We start from the raw sequence: 24,946 nt of genomic DNA, 5'->3' as shown, positions 1-24,946 counted from the left end.
GCCGCCGGTCGGGCCCACCCTCAGTCCCGGGTCGCGCCCAGGAACCGCAGGACCGCGAGGACGCGTCGGTGGTGGCCGTCCGCCGGGGGCAGGTCGAGCTTGGCGAAGATGTTGTTGATGTGCTTGGCGACCGCGCTGTCGGTGACGACCAGGTCCTCGGCGATGGCGGCGTTGGACCGGCCCTCCGCCATCAGCGCGAGCACCTCCCGCTCGCGCGGAGTGAGCCGCTCCAGCGGGTCGCTGTCCCGGCGCAGCAGCAACTGGGCGACGACCTGCGGGTCCAGGGCCGTACCGCCGGCCGCCACCCGTCGTACCGTCGCCGCGAACTCCTCGACGTCGGCGACGCGTTGCTTGAGGAGATAGCCGACGCCGCTGGTGTCGGCGGTGAGCAGATCGGCGGCGTAGCGCTCCTCGACGTACTGGGAGAGCAGGACGACGGCGGTCCCCGGCCACCGGCGGCGGATCGACAGCGCCGCGCGCACGCCCTCGTCGCTGAACCCGGGCGGCATACGGACGTCGATCAGCGCCAGGTCGGGCCGTTGCTCCTCGACCGCCGCCAGCAGGGCCTCCGCGTCGCCCACTTCGGCGCCCACCTCGAAGCCCGCCGTCTGCAGCACCCTGACCAGGCCCACCCGCAGCAGCACCGAGTCCTCGGCGATCACCGCCCGCACGGCAGCTCCGCGACCAGGGAGGTCGGGCCCCCGACAGGGCTGTCGATGCGGAAGATGCCGTCGACGGCCCGGACACGTCCGGCCAGCCCGGTCAGTCCGGTGCCGGCGGCCGCGTCGGCGCCGCCCACCCCGTCGTCGGTGACCTCCACCCGCACCGCCCTCCCGGTCCGCCGTACCGTCACCTCCACCCGGCCGGCGCGGGCGTGCTTGGTGACGTTGGCCAGCGCCTCGGAGACGACGAAGTACGCGACCGACTCCACGGCGGGCGCCGGCCGCCCGTCCAGGTCCACGTGCAGGCGCACCGGCAACGGTACCCGCGCGGCGAGTCCGGACAGCGCCGCGTCGAGGCCGCGGTCGTCGAGCACCGCGGGGTGCAACCCCCGTACCAGGTCGTTGAGTTCGCTGATGGCCTCCTTGGCCTCGCGGTGCGCCTCGTCGATCACCCGGCGGGCCTCCTCGGGCAGGTCCCCGAGCGTCGCCCGGGCGAGCCCGAGGTTGACCGCGAGGGAGACCAGCCGCTGCTGGGTGCCGTCGTGCAGATCGCGTTCGATGCGGCGCCGCTCGGCGTCGGCCGCGTCCGCCAGGTCGGCCCGGCTCAGCGACAGGTCCGTGACCCGCCGCTCCAGCCGCTGGGCGCGGCTCGGTCCGAGCAGCGCCCGTGCCGCGCGGCTCTCCGCCCGGGTCACCGTCCCGGCGAACCCGGGCGCGGCGGCGAGCAGCAGCAGCCCGGCGGCCGTGACGTACGCCGCCTGGACCGTGTACAGGTCGGCGATGCCCGTGTGGGTCGGCACCGCCCACATCCACCCATAGACGGTGGCGCAGGCGATGCCCGCGCCCCACACCGCGAGGACCAGCAGCTCCGCGGCGGCGAGGAACGGCCCCAGGAGGGTGTGGTAGGCGACCCGCCGCCAGGTGTGCGCGGAGATGAGCTGCCGCAGCGCTCGCCGAAGGCGCGGCCCTTCGGCCGGCGGGGAGCGCGGGATGTCCACGGCGAGGAGTTCGGCGTACCGCCACCGCTGGAGGGCCGTCAGCGGGAGGGCGAGCAGGGGGAGCAGGAGGAAGACGCAAAGGAGCCAGGGGAGGACGACCCACGGCAGGTGGACCGACCTGAGGACCGGCTTGGCGTCGAGGCACAGCCACCCCGGTACGGCGGCGAGATGCGGCAGCACACCCGAGGCGAGGAAGGCGGTGTCCCGCCGGGCCGTCCCGAACCGGCGGCGCAGCAGACGGGCGGGCGGCCCCAGTACGGAGGGGAGCGTCATGCACCGACCGTAGAACCCGGGGCGGGCCCGGACCATGCACCTGTCTGCAGGATCCATGGTGAAGCAGGCACCACCCCGAACCCGGACCCGGCCGTTACCGACAGCCGCCGCCCCGACGCCCAGGCTGGTGAACAGGCCGTCGGACGGCGGAACTTGGCGAACACGAACGGGGTGAGGACGCCATGCACACAGCGCACACGGACGACTCGGGAGCCCGGCAGACGGTAGGGGACCGCCCGCCCATGGGGTCCCCTCCACCGCCCGCACCGCGCCGCGGACCGATCGGGCTCCGGTCCCCGCATCTCGGTCTGGCCTTCGTCGGCTGCGGTGTCGCGATGGTGCCCTGGCTCGTCGTCCTGGCGAAGACCCTGCCGGACACGGCCCAGGTCCGGCACTGGTCCGCCGCCTGGGTGGGGCTCGACGCCCTGGAGGCGCTCGGTCTGGCCGCCACCGGCCGGCTGCTGCTGCGCCGGGACCCCCGCTTCTGCCTCACGGCCACGGCGACGGCCGCGCTGCTGGTCGCCGACGCCTGGTTCGACGTGACGACCTCGGCGCCGGGCCCCGAACTCACCACGGCCGTCGCGATGGCCCTGGGCGCCGAACTGCCCATGGCCGCCCTGTGCACGGCACTCGCGGTCCGTGCGCTGCCCCGGAGGAACCACGGCTGACCCGCCCCCGGGGTCACTGGGCCCGGATGGCGTCGGCCGGCGGGGTGCGCAGGGCCTGGCGGGTGGGGAGTTCCGTGGTGAGGAACGCCGTGACGGTGACCGTGACGGCGAGCGCGGGCAACAGCCAGACCGGTCCGGACGGCCAGGGGCGGCCGAGGAAACCCTGGCCGAGCAGGGCGAGCGGTACGGCCGACAGCAGCAGCGCCGTGACGAGTGCCGTCGCCGCCGTCACCGCCGCCTCACGGCGCATCATCGTGCGGATCTGGCGCGGGGTCGTGCCGTTGAGGCGCAGGGCGCCCAGCTCGACCCGGCGTTGGGCGGTCGCGGCGACCAGTTTGTTGGCGATGCTGAGCAGCAGGTAGACCAGTAGGACCACGATGGTGGCCAGGTTGATCCACACCTCCGGCGGGGCGTTCCTCAGGCCCGAGGCGGGAGTCGTCTCCGTGAGCGCCAGCCCCGGCCGGGCGGCGGTGAGGGCGGTCAGGGCCTGCCGCGCGGCCGCCGTTCCGTCGGTCCGGACCAGCAGGCTCTGGTCGAGCCGCGTCGTGGTGTGCCCGGCGGCCAGCTCCCGGGACAGGACCACGGTGCCGAAGCCCAGCCCGCGCCCGTAGACGGCGACCACCGTCGCCTCGACCGGGGTGCCGTCGCCGAGCACCAGCCCTACCCGCTTCCCCAGCCCGGCGTCCCGCGAGCGGACGACATCGCTGCTGACGGCGACGGTGTTCCCGGTGAGCCGGTCCAGGCCGCCCTCCTGCACGTCCAGGTCGAGGACGTGCGCCGCGTCCGGGGTGAGGATCATCGCCGAGCCGGAGTCGGTCTCCGTGTCGCCGAGCATGTCGTACGGCCACACCACGGTCGTCGACCCGACGGGTGCCGCCGCCCGCACACCGGGTGTTCGGCGCACAGCGGCGAGTGTGCCCTCCGGCATCCCTCCCAACGCCGGAGCGGTCAGTCGTAGTTGGGCGGTGGTGCCGGTGCGGGTGTCGTCGGCGGTGGCGGCCAGCACGGTGGTCTGGGTGAGGGTGTACGTCAGCACGAACACGACCGCCATCGCCAGCGTGCTGACGATTCCCGCGTTGCGCAGCGCGTAGGCCCGCACGTTGGCCATCGCCAGCCAGGTCGGCGCGGAGGCCCCGGTGCGGGTGCGCCGGGCCGCCGCGGCACCGACGGCCCGGACGAGCGCGGGGCCGGACAGTGCCAGTCCGATCGCGCCGAGGATGCCCGCGATGGAGGTGGCGGTCGCGGCGATGACGGTGCGGGAGAACAGGGGGACGACCGACATGGTGGTCGCGGCGACCACGACCAGCAGGCCGAGACGGGTCCGGGTCCGCGAGGGAGTGCGGGGCTCGCTGCGTGACTCCGCGACCGCCTCGGTCGCCGGCATCCGCGAGGTGCGCCACGCCGAGCCCCGGGCGGAGAGCTGCACGGCCAGGGCCATCAGCAGGACGGTGGCCAGAGCGGGCAACGGGCTGACGGTGAGCGGGAGTTCGGAGGGGATGACCCCTCGGTCGGCGAGCAGCCGGCGGAACTGTCCGGCGAGCAGATAGCCGAGACCCACGCCGGGAGCGACGGCCACGGCCGCGACCACCGTGGACTGGGCGGCGGCCAGCCGGCGGATCTGCTTCGGCGTGGCACCGACGGCCCGCATCAGCGCGAGATCCCGGCGCTGACCGGCGATCGACACGGCGAGCGCGCTCGCGGTCACGAACCCGGTGATCAGCAGGATGACCCCGGCGAGCGAACCGGCCAGCAGGACCAGCAGCGAACGGGAGGCGCCCTCGCCGGGCGAGACCAGGTCGCCGCGTCCGGCTCCGGTCGCGGTGACGAGGCCGGTGCCCTTCAGCCTCGTACGGACCTCCGCCGCGACCCGTTCCCCGGCGCCGGGCGCGGTGCGCAGGCCGACCAGGTCGACCCGGTCACCGCGGCCGGAGAGTCGTACGGCCGTCGGGTCGGCGAAGTAGACGCCGGCGCCCGGGGCGTCGACGAGCGCCGAGACGCGGTAGGCGGCGGCCTCGCGTCCGGCGGCGACGATCCGGACGCGGTCGCCCGGCCGGACGCCGGCCGCGGCGGCCGTGGCGCTGTCGACGGCGACCTCGGCGGCCCCGGCGGGCGCCCTGCCGTCGATCCGGGCACCGGTCAGCAGCCGCGTCGAGGACCAGCCGTGCCCCGCCGACCGCGGATCGGCGGCGGGTACGGGGCGGCCGTGGGCGTCGAGGAGAGCGGCGGGGAAACCGAGGTCGCCGACGGAGGCGGTGACACCTGGGAGATGAGCGAGCTCGCCGACCAGCCGGGAGGGGACGGTTCGGCGTTCGGGGAGGGCGATCGGCAGGTCACCGGGCGGGTGGTACTCCTGGTCGGCGGCGACCACGACGTCCGCGCCCGCGAGGCGACCGGCGGGCAGGTGGGACCGCAGCCCGGACTCGGCGAGAACCCCGGTGGCGGTGATCAACGCGGCACCGCCGAGCACCGCACAGGCCACGGCGATCAGCGCGCTGAGCCGATGCCGGACCATCTGCGTGGCAAGACGAAGCATGGCTCAGTTCTCCTTCGGAGCGGCGGGGTGGGGGGTGGGGTGGGGGGCGGGTGTCCGCGCGGCGAGACCGGTGGCGGGCGTCCGTGGCTCGGGGCGCGCGGCAGATCTCCGCGCGGCAAGACCGGCGGCGTACCTCCCTGCCCCGGGGCGGGTGGCGAGACCGGTGGCGGGCGTCCGTGGCTCGGGGTGGGGGGCGGGTGTGCGGGCGGGGAGACCGGCGGCGGGAGAGCACGCGGTGACGCGGTACATGGCTCAGGCCTCGCCCAACATGACCAGGCGGTCGGCCAGTTCGGGGGCCGTCGGTTTGTCGAGGGCGTCGACCACGCTGCCGTCGGCCATCACCAGGACGCGGTGGGCGCGGGCCGCGGCGGCCGGGTCGTGGGTGACCATGACGACGGTCTGGTGGAGGTCCTGGACGAGGTCCCGCAGCAGGTCGAGGACCTCGTGGGCGCTGCGCAGATCGAGCGCGCCGGTCGGTTCGTCCGCGAACACGACGGCCGGCCGGGCCACCAACGCCCGGACCACGGCCGCCCGTTGCTGCTGCCCGCCGGAGAGTTCGGCCGGGCGGTGGGTGAGCCGGTCGGCGAGGCCCACGCGCTCCACCAGCGTCCGCAGCCAGTCGTGGTCCGGAGTCCGCCCCGCGAGCCGCAGCGGCAGGGTGATGTTGTCCTCGATGCTGAGCGAGGGGATCAGGTTGTACGCCTGGAACACGAACCCGACGCGCTCCCGGCGCAGTTCGGTACGGCGGGTCTCGTTCAGGCCCGCGATCTCCCGTCCGTCGATGCGGACACTGCCCGAGGTCGGCGAGTCCAGCCCGGCGGCGCAGTGCATCAACGTGCTCTTGCCGGAGCCCGAGGGCCCCATCACCGCGAGGAACGTGCCGTGTTCCACCGTCAGCGACACCTCGTCGAGCGCCCGTACGCCTCCCGGATAGTCCTTGCTGACCCGGTCCAGGGCGATCGCCGGGTTCACCGACGGCCCCGCAGGTTGCGCACGACGAGGGTGCCGCCGCACAGCACGGTGACCGCGCCGCACGCCAGATGGATCCAGGTGTTCGCGTCGCCGTAGGAGGCGGCCATGTTGGCGACGGCGCTGATCACCACCAGGCTCCACAACAGCGCGCGAGCCACCTCGCCGCGGCTCACGGTGGTGGTCGACGGTGTGGTGTCGGCGCTGGTCAGACGGTAGGGGTCGGTCTTCGGCACGGTGTTCCTCCGGAGGTCGGCTGTCTTCCTCGACGCTAGGGACCGGGCACCCGTCGGGCCGATCCCGCAGCCCGCCCGGTTCGAGGTACAGCAGGCTGTACTTCCCGGCCCCGCGGCTGACGGCGAACGGGCGTGCGGCATAAGGTCCTTCGCGACGAAGGGAGGGCGCGCATGGCCGTCCGGACGGAGACCGCGCACACCGGGCTCAAGGACACCGTCGTACGGGCCCTGGGCACCGCCGGTGCCGCGATCGGGCAGCTCGCCTCCGGGCTCGGCACCGCCTTCCCGGCCCTGATCGTGCTGCTGTGGCTGGCCGTCACCGCGCTGACCGGCGTGACCGGCGTGGGGCTGCTCATGGCGCCCGCGCCGCTGCGGGCGCTGCACGCCCTGGCGGAGCGGGAGCGGCGGCGGCTCGGCCGCTGGGGTCCCGAGGTCCTGGCACCCGACCCGCCGCCCACCCGGCTGCGCGCCGCCCTGGTCGACGCCACCACCCGACGCGAACTGCGCTGGCTGACCCAACACGGCACCCTGGGCCTGCTGTTGGGGCTGCTCGGCGTCCTGCTCCCGATCTCCGCCGTGCGCGACAGCGCCTTCCCCCTCTACTGGAAGCTGGCGCCGAAGGACGCGACCGCCACCTCCATCGGGATCGGCACCGCGCACTCCTGGCCGGACGCGCTCGCGGTTGCCCTGCTGGGCGTCGGCTGGATCCTGATCCTCCTCGGGCTCGGCCCCGGCATGGCCCGGCTGCAGGGCCGCCCGGGACGCGCGCTGCTGGCGGCCGGACCGGAGACCGACCTCTCGCTCCGGGTCGCCGAGCTCACCGCCACCCGGGCCGCCGCCCTCGACGCCCACGCCACCGAACTGCGCCGTATCGAGCGGTCGTTGCACGACGGCGCGCAGAACCGCCTCGTCTCCGTCACGGTCCTGCTCGGCGCGGCCCGCCGTATGGTCGCCCGCGACCCCGCCGGCGCCGACGAACTCCTCGAACGCGCCCAGTCCGCCGCCGAACAGGCCCTCGCCGAGCTGCGCACCGTCTCCCGGAGCATCCTGCCGCCGGTCCTCGCCGACCGCGGGCTCGAGGGCGCGCTGTCCGGTCTGGCGGCCAACTGCGCGGTGCCGTGCCGGATCGTCGTCGACGTACCCGCGCGGTGCGCCGCCTCCGTCGAGGCCACCGCCTACTTCGTCGTCGCCGAGGCACTGACCAACATCGCCAAGCACAGCGGCGCCGCGCACGCCACCGTCACGGCGCGCGGCGATGGTGGCCGTCTGGTCCTGTGCGTCGAGGACGACGGCCGGGGCGGCGCCGACGAGCACGGCGGCTCCGGGCTGACCGGCATCCGCCGCCGGGTCGCGGCCCACGACGGCACCCTGTCCCTGGCCAGCCCGCCGGGCGGCCCGACCACCCTGAAAGTGGAGCTTCCATGCGGATCGTGATGGCCGAGGACGACCCCCTGCTGCGCGAGGGGCTCGCTCTGCTGCTGCGCGCCGAGGGCCTGGACGTGGTGGCCACCGCGGGCACGGCCGACGAGGCGCTCGCCGCGATCGACGAGCACAAACCGGACGTCGCCATCCTCGACGTGCGGATGCCGCCGACCCACACCGACGAGGGCATCGTCGCGGCCGTGCGGGCCCGGCGCCGCCGGCCCGACCTCGCGGTCCTGGTGCTGTCCGCGTATGTGGAGCAGAGCTTCGCCACCGAGCTGCTGAGCGAGGGCGTGGGCGGGCTCGGCTATCTGCTCAAGGAACGGGTGGGCCGTGTCGAGGAGTTCCTGGACGCGCTGCACCGGGTGGCGGGCGGTGGCACCGCCATCGACCCCGAGGTGGTCGCGCAGTTGTTCACACGTTCCCGCCAGGACAGCCGCCTCGAGCGGCTCAGCCCGCGCGAGCGTGACGTCCTCGCCCTGATGGCCGAGGGCCTGGGCAACGGGGCCATCGCCGAACGCCTCGTGGTCACCGACGGCGCGGTCCACAAGCACATCCGAAGCATCTTCGCCAAGCTCGACCTGGCCCCCACGGACCGAGTGGACCGCCGGGTGGCCGCGGTCCTGCGGTACCTGGAGGACCTGCGCCGGCTGACATGAACGTATCTGCCGCGGGCGACCGCGAGCATGAACCTCCGCTCGCACGCCGAAGTGGCGCGGTTCTTCGGCGACTTCACGCTTCTCGAACCGGGCCTGGTCCCCGTCCCGCAGTGGCGTCCTGACGAGCCCCCGGCGCCGGACGCCCCGCCGATCGGCATCTAAGGCGGGGTGGCGCGCAAGGACCGCTGAGCCCTGGGCCGGCCGACTCCGAACGCGCTAACTCCGAACGTTCTGGACGTCGTCGCTCTGCACGTCCTTCCGGGACACGGCGAGATAGGCCACCAGGACCAGGATCGCCACCGTCCATGCGAGGGTCACCGGGCCCAGGCCCCACGCCAGGCCGCCCCGGCCGTGGCCGACCGCCATCCAGTCGGCCACCGAGGCGCCGAGCGGACGGGTGAGGACGTACGCCGACCAGAAGGCGGTCACCGCGTTCAGCCTGCCGCCGCGGTGGGCGAGTGCGGGGACGGCGATCGCGGCGGCGTACAGGACGGCGGAGCCCAGGTAGCCGAGGCCGAGCGTGGCGGAGAGGTCGCCGGCCGCGGTGCCGAGGGCGAAGGTGGCGAGCACCGCGGCCCAGTAGAAGACCTCACGGCGGCGGGTGTGGATGCTGTGGATGGACAGGGTGCGCTCGCTGCCGTACCAGAGCGCGAAGACGGTGGCGAGGGCGGCCATGAAGAAGGGCGTGGAGAGCAGGTAGGGCACGCCCAGGCCGACGTGCAGGACGTCCGCGGCCATGGTGCCGAAGACGCTCACCATGACGATCGCCGTCCAGTAGATCCAGGCCACGTACCGGCGCACCGCGAACTGCACGACCAGGGCCGCCGCGAGCGCCACCGCGCCGAGCGCGACCGCCGGGACGGGGCCGAGGAGATGGGCGAGCCAGTCCGAGGCCGTCTCGCCCATGCCGGTGGTCAGCACCTTGATCACCCAGAAGTAGACGGTCACTTCCGGGACCTTGCTCAGGGCGTGGCGTACGGGGCCGGGGTGCCGGCCGGGGGCGAGGCGATCTGTGCTCATGGCGGGCACGATGACACGGCGCCGCACGGCTGCCACAGACCCCTTTGCCATTGTTTTGGCGCTTCTGGAGATGGTGTTGCCCGGGGTGCGCCCGAGCCTGAACACAACCTGAAAGCCGCAGCCGTATCGCTGGCCAGGGGTCTGTGAACAGTGGTAGAAGCGGCGCTACTTCAGGCCGATGGCCGCGCAGTCCGCCGCGTACTTCGCCGTGCAGATGTCCTTGACGGTGTAGACGCCGTCCTTGATCACCGTGTCCTTGATGTTGCTCTTGGTGAGGGCGACCACCGGCACCAGCATCGCCGGGATGTCCTTCTGTGTCGGGCTGTCGATCGTGTCCTGCGTCATCGCGTCGAAGGCGATGTCCCGTCCCTGCACCTTGTAGACCGCCATCTCCGCGGCGCCCTGCGCCTCCAGCAGGAAGGACTTGTAGACCGTCATGGTCTGCTCGCCGGCGACGATCCGCTGCACCGCGTCCAGGTTGGCGTCCTGCCCGGTCACCGGCGGCAGCCTGGTGGCTCCCGCCTGCTCCAGTTCGTCGATGACGGCGCCCGCCATGCCGTCGTTGGCCGAGTAGACGGCCGCGATGTTCTTCAGGCCGACCGACCCGATCGCCTTCGCCATGTTGGCCTTGGCGACCTCGGGCAGCCACTCCCTTGTGTCGTACGACTTGGCGATGACGACCCGGCCCTTGAGCTCGCTCAGCGCGCCCTCCTTGAACAGCGCCGTGTTGGGGTCGGCCGGCGAGCCGTTCATCATGACGATCTTGCTGGTGGCGGCCTTGTCCCCGAGCGCGTCGACGATCGCCCGCCCCTGCACCTCGCCCACCAGCTCGTTGTCATGGCTGACGTAGGCGTCGATCGGGCCCTGCGCGAGCCGGTCGTACGCGATGACCGGTATCCCGGCGTCCTTGGCCTTCTGAACGCCCGGCGCGATCGCCCTGGCGTCCACCGCGTCGACGAGGATCACGTCCACCTTGTCGGCGACGAGCCGCGCGAACTGCTTGTTCTGCCGGGAGGCGCTGGCCTCGGCGTTGGCGTACACGACCTTGCCCTTGCCGCCGGTGAGGGAGGCGACCCGGGACTTGATGAGGGGGTAGTCGAACCGTTCGAAACGGGCCGTGTCCTTGTCGGGCAGCAGCAGGCCCACCTTGATGTCCTCGCGCCGGGGCGGCATGGAGGAGTCGCCGCTGCCGGTGACGCCGTCGACGACACCGCATCCGCTGAGCAGCAGCGCACCGGCGGCGGCGAGGGGGAGGGCGGGGCGAAGTGCGGCGTTTCTGCGGGGAGTTGCATTCACGTGCGAGGTGCCTTCCGGGCGGGAGGGGAGCGGGCCACGGTGACTGAGAAGCCAACGGCGCTGTGAAGGTGAGGTCAAGACATCTGGATGTCTTTTCGCGAATACCCACGGAATCTCCCCGCCCTCTTATGGCAGCGCCGCGGTGGAACGGTTGGTCAGGCAACCGTAAAGAACCTTGACAGTGGAATGGTCTAGTCCAACTATGGGTCGCCATGAGACGACCCCGCGCGCTGCGTGCGCTGCTGTCCTGCATCTCGGTGACCGGCCTTGCGGCCGGTCTCGTCGCCCTCGGAGGAGGTGGCGCGCTCGCCGCTGAGCAGGCGCCCGCCCATCCCGTACGGCCCCTGCCCGCCCAGGTGGCGGCTCCCTACTTCGAGGCCTGGACCGGCGACAGCCCGGCCGCGCTGGCGGCCGCCTCCGGCAACAAGTACCTGACCATGGCCTTCCTCCAGACGGACCAGCCCGGTTCCTGCACCGCGTACTGGAACGGCGACACCACCCAGCCCATCTCCAAGTCCACCTTCGGCGCGGACATCGCGGCCATCCAGGCGCGCGGCGGCAATGTCATCCCCTCGTTCGGCGGCTACAGCGCCGACACCACGAACACCGAACTCGCCGACAGCTGCACGGACGTCGACTCCATCGCCAAGGTCTACGAGAGCCTGGTGACGACGTACGGCATCACCCGCATCGACCTCGACGTCGAGGCCGACTCGATCACCAACGCGGCCGGGATCGACCGCCGCAACAAGGCGATCGCGCAGGTGCAGCGCTGGGCGGCGCACACGGCACGGCAGGTGCAGTTCTCGTACACGCTCCCGACGACGAACACCGGACTCGCGCCCAGCGGGGTCGCGTTGCTGCAGAACGCCGTCGACAACCACGCCCGTGTGGACGTCGTGAACATCATGACGTTCGACTACTGGGACGGCGCCACGCACGACATGGCCGCCGACACCGTGACGGCCGCGACCGGCCTGCACACCCAGCTCACCGCGCTGTACCCGAAGTCGGACCCGGCCCGGCTGTGGCACCGCATCGGTGTCACGGAGATGCCCGGCATCGACGACTTCGGCCCCGAGGAGACGTTCACCACGCAGGACGCGGTGAAGGTGGAGCGCTGGGCCGCGGCGCGGGGCATCAACACCCTCTCCTTCTGGGCTCTCCAGCGGGACAACGGCGGCTGCGTGGGCACGGCGGGCGCCAACGCCTGCTCCGGGATCGCGCAGGACACGTGGTACTTCAGCCACGCGTTCGAGCGGTTCACCCGGGGCTGAGGGGTCGATACGGGCGCACTTCCGGCACCGTCTGGAACTTCAGCGCCGAATCCGTGCAGGAGCCCCACAAGGACTCCATAGACTCTTTCGAATCCCTCGTTAGCGTTGCTGGCCGTTCGATCCCTCGTGCGAATGGTCAGGTAAACAGCGGATGGACTACTGCTCCTCGTGCCGCCGGCACCTCAACGGCGCTCTGGTGTGCCCCGGTTGCGGTGCCTATGCGCCCGACATCGCGCCGGTTACCGGGGCCGGCCGGGTGGCCCCGGCCCTCGCCACACCGGCGAGCCGGCCGGAACCGGCCCCCGGGCCGTCCGCCGATCCTGCCGAACACGAGGACATGGAGGATGTGCCGTCCGCCCCGGCGGGCCGGGCGGCACGCCGCCGCCAGCGGGCGCGCTGGAAGAAGAACCAGCGCCGCGCGGTGGTGGCGACCGCCGTCGCGCTCGTCGGCGGCGGCCTGACGGTCGCCTCGATGGAAGGGGGCTCCGGCGACCACAGTCAGGCCTCGGCGGGCCCCGACCTCACGAGCATGGGCACGGAGGAGCAGCCCGCGGTGGAGCCGACGGACACCCCCGCCGCCCCGACCCCGCTCCACACCTCACGCGGCGACTCCTCCCCGCCCGCCACGACCGGCGGCAAGCACCGCCGCACCACGCCGACCGCGGCGCACACCGACTCGGCGCACACCGCGCCCTACAGCGCCTCCACGTCACACACGTCCTCGACGGACACGCGGCCGCGGACGGCGACCACGGCCGGCGGCGCCACGACGACGACCGGCACGGGCACGACGTCGGGCCAGTCGACGTCCTCCTCGTCCTCCTCTTCCTCGACGTCGTCCACGTCGGCCGGTGACACCGGTGCGTCCGGAACGTCGTCCCAGTCCTCCAGCACAGGCACAGGTACGAGCAGCAGCACCAGCACGGCCTCGACGTCCCCGTCGGGCCTGTGCGTGCTCAACCTGATCTGCGTGAGCTGAGCTTCCGGCTCAACCCGTCCGCGCCTCGCGCCGCTGCTGTACGGCGGTGAGGGCGCGGACGACGAAGACGCCGGCGACGGCCGCGCCCACGATGGCGGCGTCGGACACCAGGAGCGTCCCGACGTTCGTGTAGGCGCGGGCGATGATCTGGTCCGTGGAGTCGGCGGACATCAGTCCGACGCCGCTGAACAGCCCGATCAGCCAGAGCACCCACCACACGTTCACGGACCGCGGCAGCCGCTCGCCGGGCGCGCTGTCGCGGTGGACCTCCGCGACGATGCCGCGCGGGAACCAGAGATTGACGACCGGGACGACCCAGCCGAGGAAGACCCACAGCCCCGAGTAGCGGGGCCGCTTCCCGGACAGCTCACGGGCGTTGTCCCGCGCGCGCCCCAGCCATCCGAGGAACGCCACCGCGCAGAGGACCACGGCGACCCCGCAGACCGAGACGACCAGGTGGTACTGGTTCTCCAGCCCGGTCAGCGGCCGGTGCGCCCCGTTCCCCTGATCCGGCGGCCCGGAGGCGGGCTCCCCGGCCAGGGCCAGCCGTATCTCCCATATGGCCCGCACCGCCCATGCGGCCCCGGCGAGAGCGAGCGCCCCGACAGCGAACCGGGTGGCTCCGCCCAGGGGATGCGGTGCGGGGGTGGGACGGGGGGCGGGGGGTGCTATGTGATCGTTCACCGGGGCATCCTGGCCTACGACGGGGTCGCATGACCAGGACGACGGGCCGCCGACACCCCGCTCTTCACTCGTACTTCACGCACCCGGCGCCGCGCGCCGCTGACCCGCCCCACGGTAATGGCTCACTCAAAAGTCGGTACCGGGACACCCATCGAGTCGATCACTGGCTTATCGTTCCGCCAACTCCAGCAGACAGGTGACTGGATTTCAGTGGCTGCGCGCGCCGACGTCCGTCGTCGCACGGCCCGGGGGGATATACGTCCATGAGCCGCAGGCGCCTGGCACGGTCGACGTCATCGCCGGCCTCGAGGGGTACGTGGGCTGACTGATGAACGTGCGCCTTGATGTGCTGCGCGCCGCCCGTCTGGCCGCCTCCACTGTCGCCGTCGTGCTGGCGGCGACAGGCTGCGGCTTCGGCCACCACGACAGCACCTCCGCGGACAACACTGCCCGTGTCGTGAAGGCGTCTCCCGCTGCGGTTTCCCCCGACGCCACCCGTGACCCCTACGCCGCCTCGGTCGACAAACCCCCGAAACTCGCCTCGGACGGCATCACCGCCCTGGTCAGCGGGTCGCACCTCAAGGGCAGTGTCATTTATCCGATTCCGGGCCGAGTCAGGGCCGGTGAGGCCCTCGTCATCGCGGTCAACTGTCAGGGGCCCGGTCGGCTCGACGCGGAGGTGCGGGCGGTCGGTATGTCCTTCTCCCTTCCGTGCGAGAAGGACACGGTGCTGCCCGCGTTGAACGAGTTCCAGATGGATTCGAGCCACTCCCTGGGCTCACTGCGGTTCACCGCGAAGCCGGACGTCATGTGGTCCTTCACCGTCGGCTTGGATCGGCACCCGCCCAAACCCCGGTGAGCCGTTCGATCAGTCGAGCCCCTGGAGGATCAATGGCACGGATCCCGTCCGAGAAATACCCGGCCGACGGCAAGCCCCTGGGACGCAGTCCCTCCCACGGGTCAAGGACGCCGGTCACCTACTCCACCGATACTCCTGCCCTGCGGAAGCTGTGGTGGCGGATGCGCTCGATGGTGAAGTGGTCGCGAAAAGCATGAGGCCGGTCTCGCGATGGGGCATCGCGCACCGTGCGGACCATGCCCCACCTGGCACTCTCGGCGTGTGGCGAGTCGGCCTGTCCGGTCGGGTCGGCGGCTACTTCCTGGCTCTCGGCCCTGCGCTGGGCGCGGTGATCGCCTGGCTCAGCGCTCTCATCCACCCGAGTGCGCACAACTTCGGCTCCGCGGGGATCGCGACCGCCGTCGCCGTGGGGTTCGGTCTCTTCGCCTGGTGGGTCCTGCTCCGGGTACGACTGGAACTCCAGGAAGACGTGATTGTCATGGTGAACCCCTGGGGCACACAGCGACTGGCGTGGTCGCGCGTCAGTGCGGTGGTTTTGGGGAACTGGGGAGCGGAGTTCCACACGACGGACGGGTTCAAGTACACGGCGTACGCCCTGAGCGCGCTTGCCGGTGGTACTCGGCAGGACGGGCGGTTCGTCGAGGTGCAGCGGATCGCATCCGCGCGACTCCGCTCCACTACGTGACGAAGCCCTTCTTGAGGTCCAGCTCCGCCCGGACCGTCTTGCCGACGGTGAGCTTCTGCGTGCCCCAGCGGTCGGCCAGAGTACCGACGATGAGCAGACCTCTGCCGAACTGGTCGGTGAGGGCGGGCGGTTGAGGGTCGGCGAGGCGTTCGCCTCTCGGGTCGGTCACGGCGATGCGCAGGGCGTCGAGACAGCCCGCAACATCCCCGGCACCGTCGCCGTCCGCGACTCCAAGAAGACCCGTGGCCCCGTGCTCCGTTTCGCCGTCTCCGCCTGGAGACCGTTCCAGGCCGGCGTCCGTGCCGGGGACCTGTGGCTGAGGTCCCCGGCACGGGCGGCACGGGCCGCCGACGCGGCGCTAGTTGGTGAAGTAGAGGTACTTCCAGTCGCTCAGCGTCGTCGTGTTGACCGTGTCGCCCGACGCGCCGTTGACGTACGCCGCCCGGACGCGGGCCTTGATGCCGGACTGGCCCGGGGCGCCGAGGTTCACGGCCGACTTGCCGTTGGTGCCGAGGGCGAAGTACTGCGGGCTGTCCTCACTCGGGTACCACTTGCCCTGGTAGTAGATCTCGAGCTCGAGGCGCTGGGCGCGGCCCCTGTAGTACGTCATCGTCGTCGTGACGATCGGCGCGGTGTTCTTGTGGAACCAGTAGTACGTGTGCGAGCCGATCGCGGCCTTCTTGTAGTGCTTGGTGATGGCCGTGGAGACGCGGACCTTGGCGAAGGCGTTGACCTTGACCGACTTCGGCGCGTACTGGGCGTCGCCCTTGAACACCGCCGTGACCGCGGTGTCGCGGGTCATGTCGACGGTCACGGTGAGGTTGCCGCTGGAGTTGACCTTCGCGGACCTGACCAGCTTGTTGGGCTTGTCGGCGCCGAAGGGGTCGGCCCAGATCTCCACCGTGCGGTTCTTGTACGTCTTGCCGAGGTGCGCGGTGAACTTCACGTCCGCGCCGTACGCGTACACCTTGCCGTTGTTGTTCAGGCTGAGCGCGGTCGCCGTGCGGGAGACGGCGACCTTGTCGGACGCGGTCACCGCGGAGTGCGCGGCGTCGCCGGCGTAGGACACCTTGTAGGTGACCGTGCCGCCGGCCGGCGGGGTGTCGGTGAAGGAGTACGTGCCGTCCGAGCGCACCGCGACGGCGGGCAGCGCCTTGCCGTTGGGGGATGCGAGGTCGGTCCGGGTGACCTGGAGCTTCACGCCGGCCGGCAGCGCGACGGACGCCGAGATCCTGCCGGTGACCGTCAGCTTCTTGGCGCGGGGCGCGCTGGAGGGCGCGTTCACCGTGAGGGTCGGGTTGTTCAGGGTCGGGCCGGTGAGCGCCTTGAGGGTGTAGCCGGCGCCGTCCGAGCCGGTGCCGACCAGCGCGAAGGCCCGGGAGAGGTCCGGCGCCCAGCGCAGCGCGGAGGCGTAGGAGGTGCCCAGGTCGTAGGCGTGCAGCGGCTCCACGGTGTCGGGCCGGTACGTCAGGACCTTGTGGCCGTCGGCCTGGGCGACGACGCCGTTCGGCGCGATGTCGGCGAACTGTCCCGTCGGGTAGGAGCCCGCCGCCGTGAACTTGCCGTCCGCGTAGGCGTCCCGGTCCTTGCCGTTGACCAGGACCTGCTTGCCGCCCGGCACCAGGTCGATGTCCCCGATGCCGCTGTTGAGCGTGTAGCTGCCCTGGTACCAGGAGACCATCTCCGGCGTGCCGCTGGAGACGTCCAGCACGGCCATCGAGTCCGTGGACATGCCCGTCTCGCCGACGGCGAGGATGCCGGGCTGGCCGGGGTCCGTGTCCAGCAGGGCCTGGCCCCAGATGTCGACCGAAGTGCCCTGGTTCGGGAACTGCTGCAGCGTCACCGGGTCGGTGCCGCCCGCCGGGTCCACCGACGGGTCGACCGAGCCCAGGTCGCCGTCCCACTGGTCGCCGTAGGTGAACCACACCTTGCCGCCGCTGAAGGCGACATGGCGCGGACCGGTGTTGGTGGCGACCGTGTAACGGTGCTGGATGTCGAGGGTGGCCGCGTCCAGGGCCACGATCTCGTGGGTGGCGGGCAGGGCCGCGTAGAGGGTGGCGCCGTCGTCCGACACCGCCAGGTCGGTGATGCCGGGGACCCCGCTCACCGAGTCGAGGGTGTTGCCGGAGTAGTCGGCCGCCGTGACCGTGCCGGCCGCCGCGTCGCCGACGAAGACCCGCTTCAGCGCGTCGTCGGCCACGATGCCGCCGGGCGCGGTGACCCGGGCGGCGGCCGCGGAGGCGGTGCCGGCCGCGACGACGCTCAGCGCCGCCGAGGAGAACAGGACAGCAAGCGCTGTCGCGGTCGAGATGCTGCGCGTACGCACAGTGGTGTAACCCCCTGAGGAAAACCCGGTGTACGACCGGGCAGACGAGTGCGCCGCGCAGCACCCGGCGATGACACACGGGGCGCGGCTGCCCGGGCAGCCTATGTCATGCCTGTGACAGTCGTGGAGGGAATTTCAGCTGTGGGGAGGTTCCGTGACGGTGTCGAGCACGGTCACCCGGCGGAAGTTGCACACCGCGCGCTCGCTCGGCGCGCTCCCCGGGCGCCCGGCGGAGTGCGCCTTGAGGGCCACGCTCACCAGACCCAGCAGCAGGTCCACGTCGGCGTCGCAGTCGAGGTGAACGGTGACCCAACGCGAGCCGGGGACCAGGCGGATGGCGGTCGACTCGGCGAAGTCGTAGTGCAGCCGCTGAATCGCCCGGGCGGTCAGCTGCAGGTCCACATCGCGCTCGGAGTGGAAGTGGACGATCTCGTGGTGGGCGGAGCGCAGCGCCCGGCCCGTCCCGCAGTCGGCCGGACACGGGCTGAGGTCGGGCCACGTCTCCAACTGCCGCATGGCTTTCTGGGCCGGTGTCATGTGCCCATGGTGCGGTGCTCACCGCCCGGCCACCAGGGATTGAGGGATCCGTAACCCTCAGGTGACGAACGTCCGGTTGACCGGGCCGCCACCTCCACAGCAGTCCCACCGAAATGACATCAGCCGTTCACCGGACCTCCATATCGGACGCCTCGCGCCGACAGGAACCGGCCATTGACTCTCCCCCGCGCGGCTCGAACACGAGGCCGCATGGGGAATACCGTTTCCTTTGGGGGGCCTCAGTGGTGTCCGCAGTGGAGGCTTCCGGCGAACCGGAGCCCGACAGACCCGTTCCTCGCCGGCTCCTCACGGCGCGTGGCCTGGGCGACCGTCTCTTCCGGTACCAGCTCACGGCCAGCGGGCTCGCCGTCCTCGCCATCATGGCGGCCGTCGGACTCTTCCTGCTGCTGCGGGCCGCGCAGGCACTGCGCGTGCGGGGCCTGAAGTTCCTCACCACCGCCGCCTGGCAGCCGGACGTCCACAACTTCGGCATCGCCGCCGTGCTCACCGGCACCGTGCTGATCGCCGCCGTGGCGGTGACGTTCTCGGTGCCGCTGGCCGTGGGGACCGCGCTGTTCATCTCCGACGTGGCACCGCGCCGGCTGCGCCGCACGCTGGTGACGATGGTCGACCTGATGGCGGCCGTCCCCTCGGTGGTCTACGGGCTGTGGGGACTGTTCTTCCTGCAGCAGCACGTGATCGGTCTGTCGCGCTGGCTGTCCGACTGGCTTGGCTGGATACCGCTGTTCACGGTGGACGGCACCCGGCCCGGTGAGCCGCTGGCCTCCGAGAGCGTCTACACCGCCTCCACCTTCGTCGCCGGGATCGTGGTGGCGCTGATGGTCGCGCCGATCCAGTGCTCGGTGATGCGCGAGGTGTTCGCGCAGGCCCCGGCGGGCGAGCGCGAGGGGGCGTACGCGCTGGGCGCGACCCGTTGGGGGATGATCCGGGCGGTCGTCCTGCCGTACGGCAAGGGCGGCATCATCGGCGGCACGATGCTCGGGCTCGGGCGGGCGCTCGGCGAGACCATCGCCGTGTACCTGATCATCTCGCCGGTCTTCGTGATCCAGCCGCACATCCTGCAGACCGGTTCCAACTCGGTGTCCTCGCTGATCGCCCTGCACTACGGCGACGCGTCCACCTTCGGCATGTCGGCGCTGATGGCGGCGGGCCTGGCGCTGTTCCTGCTCACCCTGGCGGTCAACTTCACCGCCTCCTCCATCGTGGCCCGCTCCCGGTCCGGCGCGCAGAGCGAGGCATGAGATGACCGTCGTCGAAGAGACCGGCCTGAGCGATGGCCGAGGAGAAGGAACCGACGTCCGGACGGACGCCGACGGCCCGCAGGACGCCGTCCCCGGGACCGAACTCCCCGACCGTCCCCGCCGTATCGGCGGCGTCAGCCGCTCCGGGGTGCTGTCCCTGGCCGGCGCCGCCGTCTCGGGCTTCTGTGCCACCGTGCTGCTGTTCGGCGAAGTCGCCCCCTTCTCGGGCGCCTTGGGCTTCACCGTCACCGCGTACGCGGCCTTCCTCGCCATCTACGCGGTGCTGACCGGTCTGGAGGAGGACCGGCAGGCGGTACGGGACCGGGTGATGACGGTCGTGCTGTGGACGACGGCCGTGCTGCTGTTCGCCGCGCTCATCCTCGTCGTCGGCTTCACCGCCTGGCGTGGCCGCGAGGCCCTGCCGCACGGCAACTTCTTCTCCCAGGACATGCAGGCGGCGGGCCCCCTGGACCCGCTGACCAACGGCGGTATCGCGCACGCGATGCTCGGCACGCTCATCATGATCACGATCGCGCTCGCCATCACGGTCCCGCTCGGCCTGGCCTGCGCGGTCTACCTCAACCAGATCCCGGGCCGCTTCTCCCGGTTCGTGCGCACCATCGTCGAGGCGATGACCGCGCTGCCGTCGATCGTCGCCGGCCTGATGGTGTACGCGGTCTGGATCCTCGGTCTCGGCATGCAGAAGTCGGGCCTCGCGGCCGGGTTCGCGATCAGCGTGATGATGCTGCCGATCGTGATCCGGGCCTCGGACGTGGTGCTGCGCCTGGTCCCCGGCACGCTGACGGAGGCGGCGGAGGCGCTGGGCGCTCCGCGCTGGCGGACCGTCTGGCACGTCGTCCTGCCCACCGCGCGCTCCGGGCTGGCCACCGCGGTCATCCTCGGCACGGCCCGCGGTATCGGCGAGACGTCCCCGGTCCTGCTGACGGCGGGCTTCACGGCGGCCCTCAACGGCAACCCGACCGACGGCCCGATGATCTCCCTCCCGCTGGCCGTCTTCACCTTCGTCAGGTCCCCCGAGCCCGCGATGATCGCCCGCGGCTTCGGAGCGGCGGCGGTCCTGATGGCCCTGGTCCTGGTGCTGTTCGCGATCGCCCGGGTGATCGGCGGAAGGGGACCGGGCCACCAGAGCAAGCGCCAGGCCCGCAGAACGGCGAAGGCGTCCCGCCGGGACGAGGAGAGGTTCGCCGAACTGCACGCTCCCGCACTGCAGTTGTTCGACAGCGGTTCCCAAGACGACACCGAGCAGACCAACGACTCCGGAGACAGTCACTGATGTCCAGCCCTGTCATCAACGCCCTCCGTCGGCTGGGCATCCTCGCCGCCCTGCTGGGCATCCTCGCCGTTCCGACAGCCGCCACCCCCGCCTCCGCCGACAGCTACACGCCGATCGCCGGAGCCGGATCCACCTGGGCCGAGAACGCCGTCGACGAGTGGCGCCGGGCCGTCAACCAGTACGGCATGCGCATCAGCTACGCCGGCACCGGCTCCTCCGACGGCCGCCGGCAGTTCCTCTCCGGCACCGTCGACTTCGCGGTCTCCGACATCCCCTTCCAGACCCACCCCACCGACGGAAGCGCGGCCGAACGCCCCGCGCAGGGGTCGTACGCCTACATGCCGATCGTCGCCGGCGGCACCGTCTTCATGTACCACCTGACGGTCAACGGCCGGCGCGTCACCAACCTCCGCCTCTCCGGCGACGTCGTCACCAAGATCTTCACCGGGGTCGTCAAGACCTGGGACGACCCGGCGATCAAGGCCGACAACCCCGGTCTGCAGCTCCCGCACCGCCCGGTCGTCCCGGTCGTCCGCTCCGACGGCTCCGGCTCCACCGCCCAGTTCACGATGTGGATGGCCAACCAGCACAGGGCGCTGTGGCAGGCGTACTGCGCCAAGGTCGGCCGCTCCGGGGCGTGCGGACAGACCTCGTACTACCCGACCGTCTCCGGCATGATCGCCCAGTCCGGCGACCTCGGCGTCGCGGGCTACGTCGCGCAGAACTACGGCGAGGGCGCGATCGGTTACGTCAACTACTCCTACGCCCTCAACGCGCACTATCCGGTCGCCAAGGTCCTCAACCACGCCGGCTACTTCACCGAGCCGACCCCGCAGAACGTGGCGGTCTCGCTGCTCAAGGCGAAGATCAACACGAACAAGAGCTCGCCGGACTACCTCACCCAGCAGCTCGACGGCGTCTACACCGACAGCGACCGCCGCAACTACCCGCTCTCCAGCTACTCGTACATGATCCTGCCGCTGAAGGTGCAGGGCACCTTCACCAAGGCCAAGGGCAAGACGCTGGGCGCGTTCTCGTACTACTTCATGTGCCAGGGCCAGCAGCAGGCGCCGCAGCTCGGTTATTCTCCGCTGCCGATCAACCTGGTGCAGGCCGGCTTCGACCAGATCCGCCGCATCCCGGGTGTGCAGACGCAGAACATCAACATCAGGGGCTGCAACAACCCGACCTTCACCGCCAACGGCCGCAACAAGCTCGCGGAGACGGCTCCCTACCCGGCCGCCTGCGACAAGAAGGGCGCGGCTCCCTGCACGAGCGGCAGCGGCGGCGCCAAGTCCGGCAGCTCAAGCGGTGGTTCGGGCGGCAGCGGCACGGGCGGGTCCACGGGCGGTTCGGCCGGCGGGTCCTCCGGTGGCACGGCGGCGGGGGGCGGTACGGCGGCCGGGGGCGCCGGCACCTCCGCGCAGCCCTCCGTGGACCCCGACACCGGACAGACCATCGCCGCCGACGGCACGGGCACCGGGGCCGCCACGACCGCGGGCGGCACCATCGCCCTCGCACAGCCCGTCGCGGTGGCCGGGCACAGCGGCTGGACGACCACGCAGACCCTGATGGTGCTCGCCGTCTTCCTGGTGCTCGGCCTGGTCCTGCTGCCCTCGCTGGTCTCCCGCCTCATCAGCCGCGCCTCGGACGGGGGTTCGCGATGAACCGGGTACGACGTCTGCTGCTGAGGGTCGTCGCCGGCACCGCCGTCGGCGCGCTCGCCGGGTTCGCGGTCGCCCAGTCGGCACCGCCGGCGACGGCGGCGAGCTCCTCCGCCGTCACGGTGTCGGGGCGCGGCGAGTTCGGCACGATGAAGTTCACGGTCTCCCAGACCAGCCATCTCACCAGCCAGGCGATCACCGTCTCCTGGACCGGCGGCACCCCCACGACCTTCGCGGGCACGCAGTTCAACACGGACTTCGTGCAGATCATGCAGTGCTGGGGCGACGACGACGGCACGGTGCCGTCCAACCCCGGTCCGCCGCGCACCCAGTGCCAGTACGGCGCCTCCCCGACCACCGACCGCACCAGCTGGCCGGGCAACGACTACGACGACACCCGCAAGGTCTTCTACAGCGCCGACCCCACCAACTACGGCCAGGACAACCGGTACGGCGCCGCCAACCCGAACGCGCCCGGCGAGGTCCCCTTCAAGTCGGTCGACGGCACCACGGTCACCACGAACACCCAGAACAACCCGTTCTTCAACCGCAACACCACCAACGAGGTCGACTTCGCCCGCACCGGGGCCGGCGGCACCGGCACCGAGTACTTCGAGGTGCAGACCGCCAACGAGGCCCCGCACCTGGGCTGCGGCCTGCCGGTGAAGACGAACGGCGTGACGAAGCCGCGCGACTGCTGGCTGGTGATCGTCCCCCAGGGCCACCTCGACCTCGACGGCAAGCCGTACGCCGACCACAGCCAGGTCAACGCGGGCTCCCCGGTGTCCTCCACCAACTGGCAGAACCGCGTCGCGATCCCGCTGCACTTCAACTCGGTCGGCACCAACTGCGCCCTCGGCGCGAAGGAACGCCCCACCACCGGCAGCGAGCTGGCCGCCGACGCCATGACCAGCTGGCAGGCGGCGCTGTGCCCGGCCGGGAAGGTGTACAGCTACACCGAGCAGGGCGAGCCCGACGCCCGGGGCCGGCTCGGCAACGACGGCTCCTCCGGACTCGCCTTCACCACCCGGGCACTGGGGGCCGACGCCAGTTCGGCCGCGCCTCCGGACACCACGACGTACGCGCCGGTCGCGCTCTCCGGAGCCGTCATCGGCTTCACCATCGAACGCAGACCGAAGGCGGGGGCACCCGACTCGGTGACGAAGCTCGCCGGCACGAAGGTGGAGTCGATCCGGCTCACGCCCCGGCTGGTCGCCAAGCTGCTCACCGAGTCCTACCGCAACTCGCCGTGGGGAGCGGTCGTCGGCTCCACCGTCGCCGGGAAGTACGGCTGGGCGAGGAACAACCCGGCGGGCCTCGCGAGCGACCCAGAGTTCATCGCGCTCAACCCCGAGTTCGCGTATCTGTCGGTCGCCGAGACCCCGGCCACCGACACCGACCTGATGACCTCGCTCGGCCACAGCGACACCGCGCACGACCTGTGGCAGTGGATCTGGGCCGACAAGGAGGCCCGGCAGTTCCTCGCCGGTGTCCCCGACGACGACGGGATGCGGGTCAACCCGTACTACGGCACCAACGCCGACCTGAACCCGACCGGCGCCGCCTTCGACCCGTCGAACCTCGACGAGTACCCGAAGAGCGACCCCTGGTGCACGATCCCGCCCGGCACCGGCGCCACGCTCCAGCAGTGCATGACCGACTTCCACCCGTACGTGGACGACATGCACGCCGGTGCCCTGCACACCCGGCGCACAGACATCCTGTGGAAGTCGAGCTGGGACCCGCTGGCCAGCCCGCCGGCCTTCAAGAGCCCCGGCCCGCAGATGGTCGGCTCGCGCTTCGTCATCACCGTCACGGACGCGGCCTCCGCGGCCCGCTACGGCCTGCAGACGGCCCAACTGCGCAACGCGGCCGGCACGTTCGTCGCCCCGACGACCGACTCCCTGACCGCCGCCGCGAAGAGCGCCGCCGGGAAGACGGTCGCCGAGATCACCCCGGCGGGCGCCACCGCGAAGGGCGCCTACCCGCTGGCCCAGCTGGTCTACGCGGCCGCCCGCCCGGCCAAGCTCACCGCCGACGCCCGCCGGGACTACGCGGCCCTGCTGCGGTACGCGGCGGGCAACGGGCAGCTCAGCGGCGCCGACCCGGGCCGGCTGCCGGCCGGGTACGCCCCGCTGCCGCAGCAGCTGCGCGCCCGTGCCCTGCAGGTCGCCGGGACGCTCGAGCACTACAAGGGCGGCTCCGCGGACGGCGGTTCCGGGTCGTCCGCGGGGTCCGGCGGCAGCGGCACGGGCACGGGCGGCTCGACGGGCTCCGGCTCCTCGGGCGGCGGCCGACTGCGCCTGCCGCTGCGGATGCCGCTGCCGGGCGGCCGGACGGTGACGCTCGTACCCGACACCCTGCCGGAGCGGCTGCGCAAGCTGCTGCCGCCGGGCCGGGGGTGAGCGCCGTGCCACGGACCGAGGCGGGCACCGGCCCGCCGCCGGGCGGGAGTTGACGCCGGGCCGCTCCGGCCCCATCGAGCAACCAGACCGCGCCATGGGCCTTCGGTGCGCGGCCCTCACCGGCCCGCGCCGCACCCTCCGAGCCGAGCCCCCCGCGGGACCCGCGCTCCCACAGACGGCCGCCCGCCCCGAAAGGCAGTCGGGGCGGACGGCCCGTACCACCCTGCCAGATCCACCC

22 protein-coding genes and 2 pseudogenes are annotated in these 24,946 nt (G+C 72.2%); 13 read left to right on the top strand and 11 right to left on the bottom strand.

The window, feature by feature from the left end:
• Nucleotides 1–20: 20 nt before the first annotated feature.
• Together ABZ453_RS28755 and ABZ453_RS28750 are read right to left on the bottom strand one after the other, a co-directional pair.
• Nucleotides 21–671, bottom strand: a complete 651-nt coding sequence (locus ABZ453_RS28755) for a response regulator transcription factor (protein WP_359019183.1) — start codon at nucleotides 669–671, stop codon at nucleotides 21–23.
• Complete coding sequence (locus tag ABZ453_RS28750) at nucleotides 659–1,933, bottom strand: histidine kinase (RefSeq protein WP_359019180.1); 1,275 nt, start codon at nucleotides 1,931–1,933, stop codon at nucleotides 659–661. The genes ABZ453_RS28755 and ABZ453_RS28750 overlap by 13 nt, the downstream gene beginning before the upstream one ends.
• A 242-nt stretch (nucleotides 1,934–2,175) precedes the next feature.
• Between ABZ453_RS28750 and ABZ453_RS28745 the strand changes: the two genes are divergently transcribed.
• Nucleotides 2,176–2,601 carry a hypothetical protein gene (locus tag ABZ453_RS28745; RefSeq protein ID WP_359019178.1) on the top strand — a complete coding sequence of 142 codons (426 nt, stop codon included), beginning with the start codon at nucleotides 2,176–2,178 and terminating at the stop codon, nucleotides 2,599–2,601.
• 13 nt (nucleotides 2,602–2,614) lie between these two features.
• Here ABZ453_RS28745 and ABZ453_RS28740 read toward each other — a convergent pair whose 3' ends face one another.
• The 3 genes from ABZ453_RS28740 to ABZ453_RS28730 all read right to left on the bottom strand — a co-directional run bounded on the left by ABZ453_RS28740 (nucleotide 2,615) and on the right by ABZ453_RS28730 (nucleotide 6,339).
• Nucleotides 2,615–5,134, bottom strand: coding sequence for an FtsX-like permease family protein (locus ABZ453_RS28740; RefSeq protein ID WP_359019177.1), 2,520 nt, complete (start codon nucleotides 5,132–5,134; stop codon nucleotides 2,615–2,617).
• Between the two features lie 252 nt (nucleotides 5,135–5,386).
• Nucleotides 5,387–6,106: an ABC transporter ATP-binding protein gene (locus ABZ453_RS28735; RefSeq protein ID WP_359019175.1), complete on the bottom strand. Its 720-nt coding sequence runs from the start codon at nucleotides 6,104–6,106 to the stop codon at nucleotides 5,387–5,389.
• Nucleotides 6,103–6,339, bottom strand: a complete 237-nt coding sequence (locus ABZ453_RS28730) for a hypothetical protein (protein ID WP_359019173.1) — start codon at nucleotides 6,337–6,339, stop codon at nucleotides 6,103–6,105. Before ABZ453_RS28730 ends, ABZ453_RS28735 begins: the two co-directional genes overlap by 4 nt.
• A 171-nt stretch (nucleotides 6,340–6,510) precedes the next feature.
• Between ABZ453_RS28730 and ABZ453_RS28725 the strand changes: the two genes are divergently transcribed.
• The 3 genes and pseudogenes from ABZ453_RS28725 to ABZ453_RS28715 all read left to right on the top strand — a co-directional run.
• A complete protein-coding gene (locus tag ABZ453_RS28725; RefSeq protein ID WP_359019171.1) occupies nucleotides 6,511–7,773 on the top strand; it encodes a sensor domain-containing protein in 1,263 nt (420 codons plus the stop codon).
• Nucleotides 7,761–8,420: a response regulator transcription factor gene (locus tag ABZ453_RS28720; RefSeq protein ID WP_359019169.1), complete on the top strand. Its 660-nt coding sequence runs from the start codon at nucleotides 7,761–7,763 to the stop codon at nucleotides 8,418–8,420. The genes ABZ453_RS28725 and ABZ453_RS28720 overlap by 13 nt, the downstream gene beginning before the upstream one ends.
• A gap of 12 nt (nucleotides 8,421–8,432) precedes the next feature.
• Nucleotides 8,433–8,582: pseudogene (locus ABZ453_RS28715) on the top strand (SAM-dependent methyltransferase); the annotation flags it as partial.
• 54 nt (nucleotides 8,583–8,636) lie between these two features.
• On the opposite strand, the gene ABZ453_RS28710 reads toward ABZ453_RS28715, so the two are convergent.
• Nucleotides 8,637–9,440: a hypothetical protein gene (locus ABZ453_RS28710; RefSeq protein WP_359019167.1), complete on the bottom strand. Its 804-nt coding sequence runs from the start codon at nucleotides 9,438–9,440 to the stop codon at nucleotides 8,637–8,639.
• A gap of 165 nt (nucleotides 9,441–9,605) precedes the next feature.
• Nucleotides 9,606–10,736 (bottom strand): substrate-binding domain-containing protein, encoded by a 1,131-nt coding sequence (locus tag ABZ453_RS28705; RefSeq protein WP_359019165.1) that lies wholly within the window; start codon nucleotides 10,734–10,736, stop codon nucleotides 9,606–9,608.
• A gap of 212 nt (nucleotides 10,737–10,948) precedes the next feature.
• On the opposite strand from ABZ453_RS28705, the gene ABZ453_RS28700 reads away from it, so the two are divergent.
• Together ABZ453_RS28700 and ABZ453_RS28695 are read left to right on the top strand one after the other, a co-directional pair.
• On the top strand, nucleotides 10,949–12,013 hold the full coding sequence (locus ABZ453_RS28700; RefSeq protein WP_359019163.1) for a chitinase: 1,065 nt from the start codon (nucleotides 10,949–10,951) through the stop codon (nucleotides 12,011–12,013).
• Nucleotides 12,014–12,164: 151 nt separating this feature from the next.
• Nucleotides 12,165–12,992: a hypothetical protein gene (locus ABZ453_RS28695; RefSeq protein ID WP_359019161.1), complete on the top strand. Its 828-nt coding sequence runs from the start codon at nucleotides 12,165–12,167 to the stop codon at nucleotides 12,990–12,992.
• Nucleotides 12,993–13,001: 9 nt separating this feature from the next.
• Here the strand turns inward: ABZ453_RS28695 and ABZ453_RS28690 are convergent, their stop codons facing one another.
• On the bottom strand, nucleotides 13,002–13,676 hold the full coding sequence (locus tag ABZ453_RS28690; RefSeq protein ID WP_359019159.1) for a DUF4328 domain-containing protein: 675 nt from the start codon (nucleotides 13,674–13,676) through the stop codon (nucleotides 13,002–13,004).
• Nucleotides 13,677–14,004: 328 nt separating this feature from the next.
• Here ABZ453_RS28690 and ABZ453_RS28685 point away from each other — a divergent pair, with 328 nt between their 5' ends.
• Together ABZ453_RS28685 and ABZ453_RS28680 are read left to right on the top strand one after the other, a co-directional pair.
• Entirely contained in the window at nucleotides 14,005–14,535 is a 531-nt protein-coding gene (locus tag ABZ453_RS28685) for a hypothetical protein (protein ID WP_359019157.1), read from the top strand.
• A 259-nt stretch (nucleotides 14,536–14,794) separates the two neighbouring features.
• Complete coding sequence (locus ABZ453_RS28680; RefSeq protein WP_359019155.1) at nucleotides 14,795–15,220, top strand: hypothetical protein; 426 nt, start codon at nucleotides 14,795–14,797, stop codon at nucleotides 15,218–15,220.
• Here the strand turns inward: ABZ453_RS28680 and ABZ453_RS28675 are convergent.
• A complete protein-coding gene (locus ABZ453_RS28675) occupies nucleotides 15,213–15,389 on the bottom strand; it encodes a hypothetical protein (RefSeq protein WP_359019153.1) in 177 nt (58 codons plus the stop codon). The two genes, ABZ453_RS28680 and ABZ453_RS28675, sit on opposite strands and share 8 nt — an antisense overlap.
• On the opposite strand from ABZ453_RS28675, the pseudogene ABZ453_RS28670 reads away from it, so the two are divergent.
• A pseudogene (locus ABZ453_RS28670) lies at nucleotides 15,351–15,461 on the top strand (hypothetical protein); the annotation flags it as partial. The gene ABZ453_RS28675 and the pseudogene ABZ453_RS28670 overlap by 39 nt on opposite strands.
• Nucleotides 15,462–15,578: 117 nt before the next feature.
• Here the strand turns inward: ABZ453_RS28670 and ABZ453_RS28665 are convergent.
• Complete coding sequence (locus ABZ453_RS28665) at nucleotides 15,579–17,546, bottom strand: Ig-like domain repeat protein (RefSeq protein WP_359019151.1); 1,968 nt, start codon at nucleotides 17,544–17,546, stop codon at nucleotides 15,579–15,581.
• A gap of 135 nt (nucleotides 17,547–17,681) precedes the next feature.
• Nucleotides 17,682–18,083: a luciferase family protein gene (locus ABZ453_RS28660; RefSeq protein WP_359019149.1), complete on the bottom strand. Its 402-nt coding sequence runs from the start codon at nucleotides 18,081–18,083 to the stop codon at nucleotides 17,682–17,684.
• 245 nt (nucleotides 18,084–18,328) lie between these two features.
• Here ABZ453_RS28660 and pstC point away from each other — a divergent pair, with 245 nt between their 5' ends.
• Genes pstC through ABZ453_RS28640 form a run of 4 tightly spaced genes read left to right on the top strand, consistent with a single transcriptional unit; the run spans nucleotide 18,329 to nucleotide 24,708 of the window.
• Nucleotides 18,329–19,345 carry a phosphate ABC transporter permease subunit PstC gene (pstC, locus tag ABZ453_RS28655; RefSeq protein ID WP_359019146.1) on the top strand — a complete coding sequence of 339 codons (1,017 nt, stop codon included), beginning with the start codon at nucleotides 18,329–18,331 and terminating at the stop codon, nucleotides 19,343–19,345.
• A gap of 1 nt (nucleotide 19,346) precedes the next feature.
• The gene (pstA, locus tag ABZ453_RS28650; RefSeq protein ID WP_359019144.1) at nucleotides 19,347–20,639 is read left to right on the top strand and encodes a phosphate ABC transporter permease PstA; all 1,293 of its coding nucleotides are present in this window, start codon (nucleotides 19,347–19,349) and stop codon (nucleotides 20,637–20,639) included.
• Nucleotides 20,639–22,306 (top strand): substrate-binding domain-containing protein, encoded by a 1,668-nt coding sequence (locus tag ABZ453_RS28645; protein ID WP_359019142.1) that lies wholly within the window; start codon nucleotides 20,639–20,641, stop codon nucleotides 22,304–22,306. The genes pstA and ABZ453_RS28645 overlap by 1 nt, the downstream gene beginning before the upstream one ends.
• Nucleotides 22,303–24,708: a hypothetical protein gene (locus tag ABZ453_RS28640; protein WP_359019140.1), complete on the top strand. Its 2,406-nt coding sequence runs from the start codon at nucleotides 22,303–22,305 to the stop codon at nucleotides 24,706–24,708. Before ABZ453_RS28645 ends, ABZ453_RS28640 begins: the two co-directional genes overlap by 4 nt.
• Nucleotides 24,709–24,946: the final 238 nt, after the last annotated feature.

The organism is Streptomyces sp. NPDC005799, from assembly GCF_040630525.1.
In the GTDB taxonomy this organism is placed as follows: domain Bacteria; phylum Actinomycetota; class Actinomycetes; order Streptomycetales; family Streptomycetaceae; genus Streptomyces; species Streptomyces griseorubiginosus_B.
This window is presented reverse-complemented; position numbering and strand designations above follow the sequence as displayed.

What these genes read in the sequence shown, in the direction of transcription:
- ABZ453_RS28700 (WP_359019163.1), top strand. Translation starts at nt 10,949, where the DNA reads ATGAGACGACCCCGCGCGCTGCGTGCGCTGCTGTCCTGCATCTCGGTG.
- ABZ453_RS28685 (WP_359019157.1), top strand. Translation starts at nt 14,005, where the DNA reads ATGAACGTGCGCCTTGATGTGCTGCGCGCCGCCCGTCTGGCCGCCTCC.
- ABZ453_RS28720 (WP_359019169.1), top strand. Translation starts at nt 7,761, where the DNA reads ATGCGGATCGTGATGGCCGAGGACGACCCCCTGCTGCGCGAGGGGCTC.
- ABZ453_RS28660 (WP_359019149.1), bottom strand. Translation starts at nt 18,083, where the DNA reads ATGACACCGGCCCAGAAAGCCATGCGGCAGTTGGAGACGTGGCCCGAC.
- ABZ453_RS28645 (WP_359019142.1), top strand. Translation starts at nt 20,639, where the DNA reads ATGTCCAGCCCTGTCATCAACGCCCTCCGTCGGCTGGGCATCCTCGCC.
- ABZ453_RS28745 (WP_359019178.1), top strand. Translation starts at nt 2,176, where the DNA reads ATGGGGTCCCCTCCACCGCCCGCACCGCGCCGCGGACCGATCGGGCTC.
- ABZ453_RS28725 (WP_359019171.1), top strand. Translation starts at nt 6,511, where the DNA reads ATGGCCGTCCGGACGGAGACCGCGCACACCGGGCTCAAGGACACCGTC.
- ABZ453_RS28750 (WP_359019180.1), bottom strand. Translation starts at nt 1,933, where the DNA reads ATGACGCTCCCCTCCGTACTGGGGCCGCCCGCCCGTCTGCTGCGCCGC.
- ABZ453_RS28640 (WP_359019140.1), top strand. Translation starts at nt 22,303, where the DNA reads ATGAACCGGGTACGACGTCTGCTGCTGAGGGTCGTCGCCGGCACCGCC.
- ABZ453_RS28695 (WP_359019161.1), top strand. Translation starts at nt 12,165, where the DNA reads ATGGACTACTGCTCCTCGTGCCGCCGGCACCTCAACGGCGCTCTGGTG.
- ABZ453_RS28710 (WP_359019167.1), bottom strand. Translation starts at nt 9,440, where the DNA reads ATGAGCACAGATCGCCTCGCCCCCGGCCGGCACCCCGGCCCCGTACGC.
- pstA (WP_359019144.1), top strand. Translation starts at nt 19,347, where the DNA reads ATGACCGTCGTCGAAGAGACCGGCCTGAGCGATGGCCGAGGAGAAGGA.
- ABZ453_RS28740 (WP_359019177.1), bottom strand. Translation starts at nt 5,134, where the DNA reads ATGCTTCGTCTTGCCACGCAGATGGTCCGGCATCGGCTCAGCGCGCTG.